The organism is Enterobacter sp. BNK-34 (genome assembly GCF_048684445.1).
Classification (GTDB): Bacteria; Pseudomonadota; Gammaproteobacteria; order Enterobacterales; family Enterobacteriaceae; genus Enterobacter; species Enterobacter pseudoroggenkampii.
In genome coordinates, this window is the sequence record NZ_JBLQUA010000001.1 from 1,459,612 (window position 1) to 1,475,297 (window position 15,686).

Below are 15,686 nucleotides of genomic sequence, written 5' to 3' on the forward strand. Positions count from 1 at the left end.
GCAGCGGTCGCAGAGCCTGCTCCCTCATCCTCCCGCCTCCTCCCCCATAAAAAAGGCGGGGGGTGGAGGATTCGGGAAAGTAATGGATACCCCATAGTGAACTTATCTTGAATGTTTCTGTCGGTGACAGGTTGTAACGAAGGGAGAAGGGCATGGCGAGCGTACAGCTGCGTAATGTAACGAAAGCCTGGGGTGACGTTGTGGTGTCGAAAGACATCAATCTGGACATCAACGAAGGCGAATTCGTGGTGTTTGTTGGCCCATCAGGCTGTGGTAAATCTACTCTGCTGCGTATGATTGCCGGTCTTGAAACCATCACCAGCGGCGACCTGCTGATCGGTGATACCCGAATGAACGACATCCCACCTGCCGAACGTGGCGTCGGTATGGTGTTCCAGTCTTATGCTCTCTATCCCCATCTTTCCGTTGCCGAGAACATGTCCTTTGGCCTGAAGCTGGCCGGCGCGAAGAAAGAGGTTATTAACCAGCGCGTGACGCAGGTGGCGGAAGTGTTACAGCTGGCGCACCTGCTGGAGCGTAAGCCGAAAGCGCTCTCCGGTGGCCAGCGTCAGCGTGTGGCGATTGGCCGTACCCTGGTGGCCGAACCGCGCGTGTTCCTGCTTGATGAACCTCTCTCTAACCTGGATGCCGCCCTGCGCGTCCAGATGCGTATCGAAATCTCCCGTCTGCACAAGCGTCTTGGCCGCACGATGATTTACGTCACCCACGATCAGGTCGAAGCGATGACCCTCGCCGACAAAATCGTGGTGCTGGATGCCGGTCGCGTGGCGCAGGTGGGCAAACCGCTGGAGCTGTATCACTACCCGGCAGACCGCTTTGTTGCGGGCTTTATTGGCTCGCCAAAGATGAACTTCCTGCCCGTCAAAGTGACCGCGACCGCGATTGAACAGGTACAGGTGGAGCTGCCAAACCGCCAGCAGGTCTGGCTGCCGGTCGACAGCGCCAACGTACAGGTCGGGGCAAACATGTCCCTCGGTATTCGTCCTGAGCACCTGCTGCCGAGCCACATCGCCGATGTGACCCTGGAAGGTGACGTTCAGGTCGTCGAACAGCTTGGTCACGAAACACAGATTCATATCCAGATCCCCGCCATCCGTCAGAACCTGGTCTACCGCCAGAACGACGTGGTGTTGGTAGAAGAGGGTGCCAGATTCGCTATCGGCTTGCCGCCAGAGCGTTGCCATCTGTTCCGTGAGGATGGCACTGCATGTCGTCGGTTGCACAAAGAGCCAGGCGTTTAAGCAATCCCAAAAGAAGACACGAAACCGACAGGTGAAGTGTTCAAAGAAAAGCAATGATCTCAGGAGATAGAATGATGATTACTCTGCGCAAACTTCCTCTGGCAGTTGCCGTCGCAGCGGGCGTAATGTCTGCTCAGGCAATGGCCGTGGATTTCCATGGTTATGCTCGTTCCGGTATTGGCTGGACGGGGAGTGGCGGCGAACAACAGTGCTTCCAGGCAACCGGTGCTCAAAGTAAATACCGTCTGGGTAACGAATGTGAAACCTATGCGGAACTGAAGTTGGGCCAGGAAGTGTGGAAAGAAGGCGACAAGAGCTTCTACTTCGACACCAACGTCGCGTACTCCGTGGCGCAACAGAACGACTGGGAAGCCACTGACCCGGCGTTCCGTGAAGCCAACGTGCAGGGTAAAAACCTGATTGAGTGGCTGCCAGGTTCCACCATCTGGGCCGGTAAGCGCTTCTATCAGCGTCATGACGTCCACATGATCGACTTCTACTACTGGGATATTTCAGGTCCTGGTGCGGGTCTGGAAAATATCGACGTCGGTTTCGGTAAACTCTCTCTGGCTGCGACCCGTTCTTCTGAAGCGGGCGGCTCTTCCTCTTTCGCCAGCAACAGCATTTATGATTACACCACCCGCACAGCGAACGATGTCTTTGACGTCCGTTTAGCTCAGATGGAAGTCAACCCTGGCGGTACGCTGGAACTGGGCGTTGACTACGGTCGTGCTAACCCACGTGATGATTACCATCTGATTGATGGCGCATCGAAAGATGGCTGGATGTTCACCGCTGAACACACGCAGAGCATGCTGAAAGGCTACAACAAGTTTGTTCTGCAATATGCTACTGACTCTATGACCTCTCAGGGTAAAGGGCTGTCGCAAGGTTCGAACATTGGTACCACTGACGATATCAATTATGGCATCAATAACAACGGTCACCTGTGGCGCGTACTTGACCACGGTGCGATCTCCCTGGGCGATAGCTGGGACCTGATGTATGTCGGTATGTACCAGGATATCAACTGGGATAATAACAACGGTACGAAATGGTGGACCGTGGGCGTTCGTCCTATGTACAAATGGACGCCTATCATGAGTACCCTGCTGGAAGTGGGTTACGACAACGTCAAATCCCAGGAAACTGGCGAAACAAACGACCAGTATAAAATCACCCTCGCCCAACAGTGGCAGGCTGGCGACAGCATCTGGTCACGTCCAGCAATCCGCGTGTTCGCAACCTATGCGAAGTGGGATGAAAAATGGGGTTATGCGCCAACGGGTAAAAACTCCGTTGCGGGTTACACCCCTGGTATGGCCTACAGCGATACCTCTGTGAAAAGCTTTAGCCGCGGTGACAGCGACGAGTGGTCCTTCGGCGCCCAGATGGAAATCTGGTGGTAATCCCGTCTTAACCTGACGTAATGACCAAACTGAGGGGCGCAAGCCCCTCAATCCTTGGGACGGCGCGCTATTGCCTGGCTACCGCTGACCTGTGCATTTTGAGGTGATAACAATGAAAATGAACAAAACTCTCCTTGCCCTTTGTTTATCCGCAGGGCTGCTTGCAAGCGCACCTGCTATTACGCTTGCAGAAGTCAATTTCGTCCCACAGAACACGACATCCGCGCCGAATATTCCTGCGGCAGCGTTACAGCAGTTAACCTGGACGCCAGTTGATCAATCCAAAACGCAGACTACCCAGCTTTCGACGGGTGGACAGCATCTGAATGTGCCTGGTATAACGGGTCCGGTAGCCGCGTATAGCGTGCCCGCTAATATCGGTGAGCTGGCCATTACCTTGACCAGTGAAGTCAATAAGCAGACGAGCGTATTTGCTCCAAACGTGCTCATTCTCGATCAGAACATGACGCCATCTGCGTTTTTCCCAAGTCAATATTTTACTTATCAGGAACCAGGCGTGATGAGTGCCGATCGCCTGGAAGGCGTCATGCGCCTTACGCCTGCGCTGGGTCAGCAAAAACTCTACGTGCTGGTCTTTACCACAGAGCAAGATCTCCAGAAGACTACTACGTTGCTCGATCCGGCTAAAGCCTACGCAAAAGGCACCGGTAACGCGATTCCTGATATTCCAGACCCGATTGCTCGTCACGTCACCGAAGGAACGTTAAAGCTGAAGGTGAAAACGAACAGCAGTTCCAGCGTCCTGGTCGGCCCGCTGTTTGGCTCCTCCGGTACCGGCCCTGTCACTGTAGGCAACACCGCTGCGCCTGCCTATACCGCACCTGCTGCCACGACAGCCGCACCGGTAGCGACCGCAGCGCCAGCCCCGGCGAAGAAAGCGGAGCCGGTACTGAACGACACCGAAGAGTACTTCAACAATGCCATTAAGCAGGCGGTGAAGCGCGGCGATGTCGATAAAGCGCTGAAACTGCTTGATGAAGCCGAACGTTTAGGTTCAACCACTGCCCGTTCCACCTTTATCAGCAGTGTAAAAGGCAAGGGGTAACCGTTTCCCCGCAGTGCTGATTTGTTAGTCGTTTGGTGCGCCTGAGTGGGCGCACTTTTTTTCGTCTCCGCCAGGCTGTTGCACTCTTGTTGCGATCGTGATCGTTAAATAACGTTTGGCCCCCCTCAATCCGTGTTTCTGCGATACAATGCCATTACGTTATGTATCGGAGAGTCTGGCATGTCACACCCTGCGCTAACGCAACTGCGTGCGCTGCGCTATTTCGACCAAATACCTGCGCTTGAACCGCAGCAACTGGACTGGTTGCTGCTGGAAGATTCCATGACGAAACGTTTTGAGCAGCAGGGTAAAACGGTTACGGTGACCCTGATTCAGGAAGGGTTTGTCTCTGGCGATGAGATTGCCAGCGAGCTGCCGCTGCTGCCGCAAGAGCCACGTTACTGGCTGCGTGAAATTTTACTTTGTGCCGATGGCGAGCCGTGGCTTGCCGGGCGGACGGTGGTGCCCGAGTCCACCCTTTCCGGGCCAGAACTGGCGCTGCAACGTCTGGGGAAAACGCCGCTGGGGCGTTACCTTTTCACCTCGTCTGAGCTTACCCGGGATTTTATTGAGATTGGTCGTGATGCCGAACTCTGGGGGCGTCGTTCCCGCCTTCGCCTGAGCGGTAAACCGTTAATTCTGACGGAGCTTTTTTTACCGGCATCACCGTTGTACTAAGAGGAAGAAAAAATGGAGTGGAGCCTGACGCAGAATAAGCTGCTGGCGTATCACCGCTTAATGCGTACCGATAAACCCATTGGCGCGTTACTGTTGCTGTGGCCGACCCTCTGGGCGCTGTGGCTCGCCACGCCGGGCGTGCCGCCGCTGTGGATCCTTGGCGTATTCGTTGCCGGCGTCTGGCTGATGCGTGCGGCGGGCTGCGTGGTGAATGACTATGCCGATCGTAAATTCGATGGTCATGTTAAGCGTACTGCCGGTCGTCCGTTACCCAGCGGGCAGGTGACCGGGAAAGAAGCCCGCGTGCTGTTTATTGTTCTGGTGCTGCTCTCTTTCCTGCTGGTGTTAACCCTCAACACCATGACCATCCTGCTTTCCGTTGCGGCGCTGGCCCTGGCCTGGGTGTATCCGTTTATGAAGCGCTACACCCATCTGCCGCAGGTGGTGCTGGGGGCGGCGTTTGGCTGGTCGATTCCGATGGCGTTTGCGGCGGTTAGTGAGTCCTTACCGCTCAGCTGCTGGCTGATGTTCCTGGCGAACATTCTCTGGGCCGTGGCGTATGACACCCAGTACGCGATGGTTGACCGCGACGATGATCTGAAAATTGGCATCAAATCAACCGCCATCCTCTTTGGCCGTCAGGACAAGCTGATCATCGGTATCCTGCAGGTTGCGGTACTGGCGCTGATGGTGGCGATTGGTCGCCTGAACGGGCTGAACTGGGAGTTCTACTGGTCAGTGCTGGTGGCGGGACTGCTGTTTGCGTACCAGCAAAAGCTGATTGCGAAGCGCGAACGCGACGCATGTTTCAAAGCGTTTATGAACAATAACTACGTCGGTCTGGTGCTGTTTTTAGGCCTGGCGATGAGCTACTTCATATAAAAAAAGCCGGGTGGCGGCTTCGCCTTACCCGGCCTACGATTTAGCAGGATATGTAGGCCCGGTAAGCGTCAGCGCCACCGGGCGTTTTTTTACCGGCGACGCAACAACCTGAGCGCGTTCGCCGTCACCAGCACCGTAGCCCCGGTATCCGCCAGCACCGCCAGCCACAGCCCGGTCATGCCAAGCAGCGTGGTCACCAGGAAAATCCCCTTCAACCCCAGCGCGATACCGATGTTCTGACGGATATTGGCCCGCGTCGCGCGCGCAAGATCGATCATCTGCGCCAGCCCGGTCAGGCGGTTGTGGGTCAGTGCCGCGTCAGCCGTTTCCAGCGCCACGTCGGTCCCGCTGCCCATCGCAATACCGATGGTGGACGCTTTCATCGCCGGAGCATCGTTAATCCCGTCACCGACCATCGCCAGCGGTGCGCGAGCGTTCAGCTCCGTTACCGCGCTGACCTTATCCGCAGGCAACAATCCGGCTTTAAACGCCAGCCCCAGCTCACCGGCAATCGCTGCCGCCGCGCGAGGGTTATCGCCGGTGAGAATCACGCCCTTCACGCCCAGCTGATGTAGCGCCACCACAGCTTCTTTTGCGTCATCGCGGAGGGTGTCGCGCAGCGCCAGCATCCCTTTTGCGACGCCGTCCTGCAGGACGGTCACGACGGTTTGTCCGGCCTGTTCTAACGCCTCCACCTCTGGAGTAGAAGACTTGCCAGCCGCGACAATCAGTACCTTTTTACCGTCAACGGTGGCCTCAATCCCTGACCCGACCAGCGCCCGCTGGGCGGTTGCCGGAGGGATGTTCAGCCCGCGCGACTGCGCTTCACGCACAATCGCCTGCGCCAGCGGGTGAGTGGAACCCAGCTCAACGGCGGCGGCCAGCGTAAGCAGTTCATCTTCACCGATATCCTGCGGATATACGCCGGTCACCTGCGGTTTGCCCACGGTCAGCGTACCGGTTTTATCGAACGCGATTTGCTGAACCTGGCTCAGCTGCTCCAGCGCCGCGCCGCCCTTAATCAGCGCCCCGCGACGCGCCGCAGCCGCCAGCCCGGAGGTAATGGCCGCCGGGGTGGAAATCACCAGCGCGCACGGACAGCCGATCAGCAATAGCGTCAGCCCTTTATAAATCCAGCCCTCCCACGGCGCGCCAAAGAACAGCGGTGGGACGACGGTGACCAGCAGGGCCACCAGCATAATGGCGGGCGTGTAGATCCGGCTGAAGCGGTCAATAAAGCGTTCGACCGGCGCGCGGCGCTCTTCGGCCTCTTCAATCAGCTTCAGGATTCGGTCGATGGCGCTGTCGCCCGGCTCGGAAAGCACGGTGAGCTGTACCAGACGGTCGACGCTGGTGGCACCCGCAGGCACTTTTTCACCCGCCTCACGTTCAACCGGAATGGACTCGCCGGTCAGGGCGCTTTCATCAAAGCTCGCGGTGGCGGTAAGCAGCGCGCCGTCTGCAGGCAAGCGTCCGCCTGCCGCGACTTCAATCACGTCGCCCGGGCGCAGCGTATTGATGGCGACCTTTTCACGCGTGCCGTTTATCACGCGCGTGGCGGTTTCCGGCTTCAGCGCCATCAGCGCGCTGACCCCTTTACGCGCCCGGCTCGCTGCCCAGCCCTCAAGGCGTTCGCCAATTAAGAACAGCAGCAGCACCATCGCCGCTTCTGCCGTTGCGCCAATAAACAGCGCCCCGATAGCCGCCACGCTCATCAGCGTTTCGATGGCAAACCAGCTGCCGCTTTTCATCAGGCGCAGCGCCTGACGGGCAATCGGGAACAGCCCGACCAGCGTGGTGGCGATAAACGCCAGGTTGCCGAACGGGTGGTTGAACTGTTCCAGCCCCCAGCTCAGGGCCATCATGATGATGAGGGTAATGAGCGGCAGGTTTTCTTTCAGGGAAGAGGCTTTTTCAGCGGGCGCCGTTTCGCTACGAAGGGTATAGCCCGCCTTGCTGACGGCGGCTTCCACCTGTTTGCTGACGTCGTTATAGGCGCTAACCAGCAGCTTTTCAGTGGCGAACAGCACCTGAACGTGACTCACGCCCGGCACTTGTTTGACGGCGTTTTCCACTTTGCGCGCACAGGCGGCGCAGTCCATGCCGTTAACGACCCAGCTGTAGCGGTTGCCGCTTTCAGGCAGCATTTCAGTTTGCGTTTCGCACACGCCTTCGCAGCAGCAGTCGTCTTTCGGCGGAACCGGTCTGAGCTTAAGTGCCGAGAATTGTGGAACTTTTTTAGATGTTTCTGGAGTCGACATGGCAGTCTCCGGTAATGATAATTTTCTCATTAACCGCAGCATACACTCTGGAGTCGACTCCAGAGTCAAGACTTATTTAAATATACAGCGAACGCACGATCAGGAAGTGCCCGGCAAAGTAGCAGGCGGCGGCAATCGCGTTATCCGCACGGAAGCGGCGACGATAGTGGCTGCCCAGCCAGACGACATTCCCGATCAGCAGCAGCGCGGCACCGAAGAACGCGGACATCGCCGGAGCGGTCGGACGGAAGAACCACAGCTCGCCCGCCAGCCACACCATTACCAGGGTCATGGCGATAAACGTGCAGACCGGCAAACGCATCTCTTCCAGACGTGACCAGATCACCGCAATCAGCAGCGCGCCAATCACCAGCAGCACCAACGGCAGCGGCCAGAAGAAGGAGAGCGTCATCTGGCTGGCAAAGTAGATGGTATACAGCAGATGCGACAGGAAGAACGCCCCAACGGCGTACAGCAGGCGCTGGCGCGGCAGCAGGGTTAAGGCATCGCCAATGAGGGAGGCGCACAGCCCGGCGAGCACCAGATAGCTGACGGCGTTGAACATCGGCGCTTGCCAGGCCAGCAGCAGCAGGAGCAACAGCGTGACCGGTTTAAACAACCAGCGCTGCCAGGTGGGACCGCGGTACGACGCATCGACATAAAGCCATGCGGAAAAACAGACAGCGATAAATGACCAAAGCATATTAACTCCCTGTATCTGTTAAGTCTGAATAATCAGTTTCTGATCCAGTGTAGTGACGCGGGCGGGCGTTTGGCAATGGCGGGGAAGGCAGGGTATCCTGAATTCCGCATAATCTGATGGGATTGTATAATGAGCAAGATGCCGCTGTTTTTCATTATCGTGGTGGCGATTATCGTCATTGCCGCCTCGTTCCGCTTCGTACAGCAGCGCCGCGAGAAGGCGGATAACGATGCCGCACCCCTGATGCAAAAGCGCGTGGTGGTGACCAACAAACGCGAAAAACCGCTCAGTGACCGCCGCTCGCGCCAGCAGCAGGTGACGCCTGCGGGCACAACAATGCGCTATGAAGCGAGCTTTAAGCCGGAAACGGGCGGCCTGGAGATGACCTTCCGCCTGGAGGCGCAGCAGTACCATCAGCTGACGGTGGGAGAGAAAGGAACGCTGAGCTACAAAGGGTCGCGATTTGAAGGGTTCAGGACGGAATAATGCACGAACGGTTCCCTCTCCCTGTGGGAGAGGGTTAGGTTGAGGGCATCAGCCCGCACCTTACTTCTTCACCTGCGCCTTAAATTTCTTCATCCACACCAGCAGCTCAAACACGCCGAAAATAAACACGCGCAGCTGCTGCCTGCCCGTCATCTGCGGTCCGTCTTTCGGCAGGCCGTTTTTCAGCATCACCATCTGCAGGGCGTGCATAAACGACGTGAAAATCAGTGCGACGTTAACGAAAATGTTCATCGGGCGCGGGAACGGGTGCACCAGGTTGAGCAGCAAAAACGCCCAGACGCCCAGCATCAGCAAACGTCCCAGATTAATCAGTACCGGCATCGGATCCTCCTTGTGCCTGACGGTGATACAGACGATAAGCAACCTGACCTGCGACTTTTTCACGGTGCAGATCCCAGTGAGCGGGAACCGGCGGTAAACCGTTTTCCACTTCGCTTTCAACGTAAATTAGCGCGTCATCCGCCAGCCAGCCGTTTTGCTCCAGCAGGGATAGCGTCTCCTCCAGCAGCCCCTTACGGAACGGCGGGTCGACAAACACCACGTTATGCGGCGTGCCTTTCTGCGCAAGAAAACTCAGCGTGTTGGTGTTCACGACTTTGGCGTTGCCCGCCTTCAGCGTCGCCAGATTTTGCTGCAGCGTCTGCGCCACGCCGCGCTCCATCTCCAGCAGCGTGGCGCTGGCGGCATAGCGCGACAGCGCTTCCAGACCGAGCGCGCCGCTTCCGGCGAAGCAGTCCAGGCAGTGGGCGTCTACCATTGACGGGGCCAGCCAGTTAAACAGCGTCTCGCGCACGCGGTCGGTAGTAGGGCGTAAACCGGGGCTGTCCGGCACCGGTAATTTCCGGCCCCGCCACTGACCGCCGATAATACGAATTTGACCGGCCGGGGCGCGGTTGGGTTTCTTCATCTCAGGAAAGCTCTGTTAACAATTGGCCTGCGATTGCGGGCGGTGATGTCAATTAAGTAAAGTGTTAGACTATTTCATCATTTTTTTAGCTTCCATGTATATAGCGCCGCGAGGAGTGTAGTCGCAGATGGCAAAACAAAAAAAACGTGGCTTCTTTTCCTGGCTGGGCTTCGGTGAAAAAGAGCAAGAAACAGAACAGAAAACCGAAGAGCAACAAGCCGTTGAAGAGCAGTCACCGCCTGAAACGCCTGTAGAAACCGCCGCGGTAGTCGACGCGGAAGAAACTGCGCACAGCAAAGAAGAGGTTGAATCCTTTGCAGAAGAGGTGGTTGAGGTCACTGAACAGGTTCAGGATAGCGAGAAGCCGGAACCGGTTGTCGTTGAAGACATTACCGAAGCACCGCAGGCCGTTATCGAGCATGAAGAGCTGCCGCTGCCGGAAGAGGTGAAAGCCGAAGAGGTGTCTGCCGAAGAGTGGCAGGCCGAAGCGGAAACCGTTGAAATTGTTGAGGCGGTGGAAGAAGAAGCGGCACTAGAGCCAGAACTGACCGACGAAGAGCTTGAAGCCCAGGCGCTGGCGGCGGAAGCCGCTGAAGAAGCGGTCATCGTGGTGCCGGTGGAAGAAGAACCGGAAGAAGAACCGGAAGAAGAGATCGTTCAGGAGCAGGAAAAACCGACCAAAGAAGGTTTCTTCGCCCGCCTGAAGCGCAGCCTGCTCAAAACCAAAGAAAACTTAGGTTCCGGATTTATCAGTCTGTTCCGCGGCAAGAAGATCGACGACGATCTGTTTGAAGAGCTGGAAGAACAGCTGCTGATTGCGGACGTCGGCGTGGAAACCACCCGTAAGATCATCGCCAACCTGACCGAAGGGGCGAGCCGCAAACAGCTGCGCGACGCCGAAGCGCTGTACGGCCTGCTGAAAGACGAGATGGGTGAAATTCTCGCAAAAGTTGACGAACCGCTTAATATTGAAGGCAAAACGCCATTTGTTATTCTGATGGTGGGCGTGAACGGCGTGGGTAAAACCACCACCATCGGCAAGCTGGCGCGTCAGTTCGAGCAGCAGGGCAAATCGGTGATGCTGGCGGCGGGCGACACCTTCCGTGCGGCGGCGGTTGAGCAGCTGCAGGTTTGGGGCCAGCGCAACAACATTCCGGTGATTGCCCAGCATACCGGCGCGGATTCCGCGTCCGTGATCTTCGACGCCATCCAGGCGGCGAAGGCGCGCAACGTGGACGTGCTGATTGCCGATACCGCAGGGCGTTTGCAGAACAAATCGCACCTGATGGAAGAGTTGAAGAAAATCGTCCGCGTCATGAAGAAGCTGGACGAAGACGCACCGCATGAAATTATGCTGACCATTGACGCCAGCACCGGACAGAACGCCATCAGTCAGGCGAAGCTGTTCACTGAAGCGGTAGGACTGACGGGGATCGCGCTGACCAAGCTGGACGGCACCGCGAAAGGCGGGGTGATCTTCTCCGTGGCCGATCAGTTCGGCATTCCTATCCGTTACATCGGTGTGGGCGAGCGTATTGAGGATTTACGTCCGTTTAAGGCGGACGACTTTATTGAGGCATTATTTGCCCGAGAGGACTAACAATGATTCGCTTTGAACACGTCAGCAAGGCCTATCTCGGTGGGAGACAAGCGCTGCAGGGGGTGACATTCCACCTGCAGCCGGGCGAGATGGCATTCCTGACCGGCCATTCCGGCGCGGGGAAAAGTACCCTGCTCAAGCTTATCTGTGGGATCGAGCGGCCAAGCGCCGGGAAAATCTTTTTCGGCGGGCATGAGATCAGCCGCCTGAAAAACCGCGAAGTGCCGTTCCTGCGTCGTCAGATCGGCATGATTTTCCAGGATCACCACCTGCTGATGGATCGCACCGTTTTCGATAACGTGGCCATTCCGCTGATTATTGCCGGCGCCAGCTATGACGATATCCGCCGTCGCGTCTCTGCGGCGCTGGATAAGGTCGGGCTGCTGGACAAAGCGAAGAACTTTCCGATCCAGCTCTCCGGCGGTGAACAGCAGCGCGTGGGCATCGCCCGCGCGGTGGTGAACAAGCCTGCCGTGCTGCTGGCGGATGAACCGACCGGTAACCTGGACGATGCCCTTTCAGAAGGGATTTTGCGTCTGTTTGAGGAATTCAACCGCGTAGGGGTCACCGTATTGATGGCGACGCACGATATCGGGCTCATTTCCCGTCGTTCGTACCGCATGCTGACCCTGAGCGACGGGCATTTGCACGGAGGCCACGGTGAACAAGCGTGATGCAATAAACCAGATTCGGCAGTTCGGGAACCGGTTTGACCGTTTCCGTAAGCCGCAGGGCGGTGGTGACGGCAATCGTAATGCGCCGAAGCGCCAGAAGGCCGCGACAAAACCGGCCTCCCGTAAAACCAACGTGTTTAACGAACAGGTACGCTACGCTTTCCACGGCGCGCTGCAGGACCTGAAAAGCAAACCGCTGGCGACGTTCCTGACGGTGATGGTGATTGCCATCTCCCTGACGCTGCCAAGCGTCTGCTATATGGTCTATAAAAACGTCAACCAGGCGGCTTCACAGTATTATCCGTCCCCGCAGATCACGGTCTATCTGGATAAAGCGCTCGACGATAACGCCGCTGCGCAGGTGGTTGGGCAAATCCAGGCCGAGCAGGGCGTGGAGAAGGTCAACTATCTCTCACGTGAAGACGCGCTGGGCGAGTTCCGTAACTGGTCTGGCTTTGGCGGCGCGCTGGATATGCTCGAAGAGAACCCGCTGCCCGCCGTGGCGGTGGTGATCCCGAAGCTGGATTTCCAGGGGACCGATTCGCTTAACACCCTGCGCGATCGCATCACGCGCATTAAGGGCATTGATGAAGTGCGCATGGATGACAGCTGGTTTGCGCGCCTCTCAGCCCTGACCGGGCTGGTAGGACGCGTCGCGGCGATGATTGGCGTGCTGATGGTGGCGGCGGTCTTCCTCGTCATTGGTAACAGCGTTCGCCTGAGCATCTTTGCTCGTCGCGATACCATCAACGTGCAGAAACTGATTGGTGCGACGGATGGCTTCATCCTCCGACCGTTCCTTTACGGTGGTGCACTGCTCGGTTTTTCCGGCGCATTTCTTTCACTGATATTGTCAGAAATTTTGGTGATGCGGCTTTCGTCGGCCGTGACTGAAGTGGCGCAGGTTTTCGGAACGAAGTTTAATATCAGCGGCTTAGGTTTCGATGAGTGCCTGTTACTGCTGCTGGTGTGCTCGATGATTGGGTGGGTGGCAGCCTGGTTGGCAACCGTTCAACATTTACGTCACTTTACTCCCGACTAATAAAAGCGTGATATAATCTTTCCCTGCACCGAGATGTTCGCTCTGCAGGGAAAGCGTCCCTGTTGTCTCTTCCCCTGTTATCATCTCCATGTCACATTTTGTGCGTAATTTATTCACCGTTGCACCTGGAACTTGTGGATAAAATCACTGTCTGATAAAAGAGTGAATGCTAATCTCGTTGCTCAAACGCTTTGGCATGGTTGTTGCCTGACGGGGACGACCTGGACCAGAAGAAACATTGAGAGGAATGAATGACCAAAGAAATGCAAACTTTAGCTTTAGCCCCTGTTGGTAACCTGGAATCTTATATCCGGGCTGCGAACACCTGGCCGATGTTAACGGCCGAGGAAGAAAAGGAGCTTGCTGAAAAGCTGCATTACCAGGGCGATCTGGAAGCAGCTAAGACGCTGATCCTGTCTCACCTGCGCTTTGTTGTTCACGTTGCTCGTAATTATGCGGGCTACGGCCTGCCGCAGGCGGACTTGATTCAGGAAGGTAACATCGGTCTGATGAAGGCTGTACGTCGCTTTAACCCGGAAGTGGGTGTGCGACTGGTCTCCTTCGCCGTGCACTGGATCAAAGCAGAAATTCACGAATACGTGCTGCGCAACTGGCGTATCGTGAAAGTCGCCACGACAAAGGCGCAGCGCAAACTGTTCTTTAACCTGCGTAAAACCAAGCAGCGTCTGGGCTGGTTCAACCAGGATGAAGTGGAAATGGTGGCGCGCGAGCTGGGCGTAACCAGCAAAGACGTGCGTGAGATGGAATCCCGTATGGCCGCGCAGGACATGACCTTTGATATGTCCTCCGACGACGACGCCTCTGACAGCCAGCCAATGGCACCGGTTCTGTATCTGCAGGATAAAACCTCTAACTTTGCTGATGGCATCGAAGAGGATAACTGGGAAGATCAGGCCGCGAACAAGCTGACCCATGCGATGGAAGGCCTCGACGAACGTAGCCAGGATATTATCCGCGCCCGCTGGCTGGACGCAGACAACAAGTCCACGCTGCAGGAGCTGGCCGACCGCTACGGCGTTTCTGCGGAACGTGTCCGTCAGCTTGAAAAGAACGCCATGAAAAAACTTCGCGCCGCTATCGAAGCGTAATTTCTGCGAAGTATGACGAGAGCCCCTGGATGTGAATCCGGGGGTTTTGTTTTTTTAGCGCCCGCTCTGGCGAATTCCCTCCCCCTGGCAAACACTTACTGATGCGCTAAGCAGGCGACTTTCTCAGGGGGACAGGGTGAAAAACAACGAACTGAACGACCGGCGTTTACAGGCGACGCCGCGCGGCATCGGCGTGATGTGTAACTTCTATGCCGATAAAGCTGAAAACGCCACGGTGTGGGACGTGGAAGGCAACGAGTACATCGACTTCGCCGCCGGTATCGCGGTGCTGAATACCGGCCATCGCCATCCCAAAGTCATTTCCGCCATCGAAAAACAACTCCACGCCTTTACCCATACGGCGTATCAGATCGTGCCGTATGAAGGCTATGTGGCGCTTGCCGAACGTATCAACGAACGCGTGCCCGTTGAAGGCCCTGCCAAAACGGCGTTCTTTTCAACGGGAGCAGAGGCGGTCGAAAACGCGGTAAAAATTGCCCGGGCGTACACCAAACGTCCGGGTCTTATCACCTTCGGCGGCGCGTTCCACGGCCGCACCTTTATGACCATGGCGCTGACCGGCAAAGTTGCGCCGTACAAGCTCGGCTTTGGCCCGTTCCCCGGTTCGGTTTATCACGCGCAGTATCCGAATGAACTGCACGGCGTCAGCACCGCTGAGGCGTTGAAAAGCCTGGAACGCATCTTTAAAGCGGATATCGCACCCGACCAGGTCGCGGCCATTATTCTCGAACCGGTTCAGGGAGAGGGCGGTTTCAACATCGCGCCAGCCGATTTTATGCAGGCGCTGCGTGCCCTGTGCGATACCCACGGCATTTTGCTGATTGCCGACGAGGTGCAAAGCGGCTTCGCCCGTACCGGCAAGCTGTTCTCGATGGAACATCACTGCGTGAAGCCGGATCTGATCACCATGGCGAAAAGCCTGGCGGGCGGGATGCCGCTCTCAGCGGTGTCGGGCCGGGCAGAGATCATGGACGCCCCTGCGCCGGGCGGGCTGGGCGGTACCTACGCCGGAAACCCGCTGGCGATTGCCGCGGCGCATGCCGTGCTCGACGTGATTGATGAAGAGGATCTCTGCACGCGCTCGGCGCATCTTGGCCATCACCTGGTGGAAGTGCTGAACAAGGCGAAGGAACACTGCCCGTATATCGCGGACATTCGCGCCCAGGGCTCAATGGTGGCGGTGGAGTTTAACGACCCGCAAACGGGCCAGCCTTCGCCGGAATTTACCCGCCAGGTGCAGGAGCGCGCGTTGCAGGAAGGGCTGCTTCTTCTGAGCTGCGGCGTCTACGGCAACGTCATTCGTTTCCTCTATCCGCTGACGATCCCTGAAGTGCAGTTCCGTAAAGCGCTGGACATTATCTCCGCCTCGCTGACACGTTAAAGCCATATGCCCGGCGAAAATCCCTGCCGGGCCTGGCATATATTCATTTCAAATTAGCTATTCCAAAATCATAAAAATCGGGTATGTTTTAGCAGAGTATGCTGAAAAAGCGCGAACAGCACACCTATAACTGACATAAAGCGCTGCACAACAACATCACAACAATCGTAATAACCATAATAAT

Annotated in this window: 15 protein-coding genes; 11 read left to right on the plus strand and 4 right to left on the minus strand. The window is 56.8% G+C overall.

Annotation, left to right across the window (positions count from 1 at the left end):
* The first annotated feature begins 152 nt into the window (after positions 1-152).
* The 5 genes from malK to ubiA all read left to right on the plus strand — a co-directional run bounded on the left by malK (position 153) and on the right by ubiA (position 5,297).
* A complete protein-coding gene (gene malK / locus ACMGG5_RS07170) occupies positions 153-1,262 on the plus strand; it encodes a maltose/maltodextrin ABC transporter ATP-binding protein MalK (protein WP_032650555.1) in 1,110 nt (369 codons plus the stop codon).
* Between the two features lie 71 nt (positions 1,263-1,333).
* Positions 1,334-2,671 carry a maltoporin gene (locus ACMGG5_RS07175; RefSeq protein WP_073961651.1) on the plus strand — a complete coding sequence of 446 codons (1,338 nt, stop codon included), beginning with the start codon at positions 1,334-1,336 and terminating at the stop codon, positions 2,669-2,671.
* A gap of 112 nt (positions 2,672-2,783) precedes the next feature.
* Positions 2,784-3,737, plus strand: coding sequence for a maltose operon protein MalM (malM, locus tag ACMGG5_RS07180; RefSeq protein ID WP_420277657.1), 954 nt, complete (start codon positions 2,784-2,786; stop codon positions 3,735-3,737).
* Between the two features lie 180 nt (positions 3,738-3,917).
* A complete protein-coding gene (gene ubiC, locus ACMGG5_RS07185) occupies positions 3,918-4,415 on the plus strand; it encodes a chorismate lyase (protein WP_024906684.1) in 498 nt (165 codons plus the stop codon).
* Between the two features lie 12 nt (positions 4,416-4,427).
* Positions 4,428-5,297: a 4-hydroxybenzoate octaprenyltransferase gene (gene ubiA / locus ACMGG5_RS07190; RefSeq protein WP_024906685.1), complete on the plus strand. Its 870-nt coding sequence runs from the start codon at positions 4,428-4,430 to the stop codon at positions 5,295-5,297.
* Positions 5,298-5,386: 89 nt separating this feature from the next.
* Here ubiA and zntA read toward each other — a convergent pair whose 3' ends face one another.
* Together zntA and ACMGG5_RS07200 are read right to left on the minus strand one after the other, a co-directional pair.
* Positions 5,387-7,558: a Zn(II)/Cd(II)/Pb(II) translocating P-type ATPase ZntA gene (zntA, locus tag ACMGG5_RS07195; RefSeq protein WP_420277658.1), complete on the minus strand. Its 2,172-nt coding sequence runs from the start codon at positions 7,556-7,558 to the stop codon at positions 5,387-5,389.
* A 76-nt stretch (positions 7,559-7,634) separates the two neighbouring features.
* Positions 7,635-8,261, minus strand: coding sequence for a lysoplasmalogenase (locus ACMGG5_RS07200; protein ID WP_024906687.1), 627 nt, complete (start codon positions 8,259-8,261; stop codon positions 7,635-7,637).
* Positions 8,262-8,390: 129 nt separating this feature from the next.
* Between ACMGG5_RS07200 and ACMGG5_RS07205 the strand changes: the two genes are divergently transcribed.
* Positions 8,391-8,747, plus strand: coding sequence for a DUF2500 domain-containing protein (locus ACMGG5_RS07205; RefSeq protein ID WP_290094289.1), 357 nt, complete (start codon positions 8,391-8,393; stop codon positions 8,745-8,747).
* Between the two features lie 60 nt (positions 8,748-8,807).
* On the opposite strand, the gene ACMGG5_RS07210 is transcribed toward ACMGG5_RS07205, so the two are convergent.
* Together ACMGG5_RS07210 and rsmD are read right to left on the minus strand one after the other, a co-directional pair.
* Positions 8,808-9,089, minus strand: a complete 282-nt coding sequence (locus ACMGG5_RS07210; protein ID WP_420277659.1) for a DUF1145 family protein — start codon at positions 9,087-9,089, stop codon at positions 8,808-8,810.
* A complete protein-coding gene (gene rsmD / locus ACMGG5_RS07215; RefSeq protein ID WP_024906689.1) occupies positions 9,073-9,675 on the minus strand; it encodes a 16S rRNA (guanine(966)-N(2))-methyltransferase in 603 nt (200 codons plus the stop codon). The genes ACMGG5_RS07210 and rsmD overlap by 17 nt, the downstream gene beginning before the upstream one ends.
* A gap of 127 nt (positions 9,676-9,802) precedes the next feature.
* Here rsmD and ftsY point away from each other — a divergent pair, with 127 nt between their 5' ends.
* The 5 genes from ftsY (at position 9,803) to ACMGG5_RS07240 (ending at position 15,502) form a co-directional block, all read left to right on the plus strand.
* Positions 9,803-11,275: a signal recognition particle-docking protein FtsY gene (gene ftsY / locus ACMGG5_RS07220; RefSeq protein ID WP_420277660.1), complete on the plus strand. Its 1,473-nt coding sequence runs from the start codon at positions 9,803-9,805 to the stop codon at positions 11,273-11,275.
* A 2-nt stretch (positions 11,276-11,277) separates the two neighbouring features.
* The gene (gene ftsE / locus ACMGG5_RS07225) at positions 11,278-11,949 is read left to right on the plus strand and encodes a cell division ATP-binding protein FtsE (RefSeq protein WP_023310016.1); all 672 of its coding nucleotides are present in this window, start codon (positions 11,278-11,280) and stop codon (positions 11,947-11,949) included.
* Complete coding sequence (gene ftsX / locus ACMGG5_RS07230; protein ID WP_024906691.1) at positions 11,936-12,991, plus strand: permease-like cell division protein FtsX; 1,056 nt, start codon at positions 11,936-11,938, stop codon at positions 12,989-12,991. Before ftsE ends, ftsX begins: the two co-directional genes overlap by 14 nt.
* A 251-nt stretch (positions 12,992-13,242) precedes the next feature.
* A complete protein-coding gene (gene rpoH / locus ACMGG5_RS07235) occupies positions 13,243-14,100 on the plus strand; it encodes an RNA polymerase sigma factor RpoH (RefSeq protein WP_420277661.1) in 858 nt (285 codons plus the stop codon).
* 136 nt (positions 14,101-14,236) lie between these two features.
* Complete coding sequence (locus ACMGG5_RS07240; protein ID WP_290094292.1) at positions 14,237-15,502, plus strand: 4-aminobutyrate--2-oxoglutarate transaminase; 1,266 nt, start codon at positions 14,237-14,239, stop codon at positions 15,500-15,502.
* Positions 15,503-15,686: the final 184 nt, after the last annotated feature.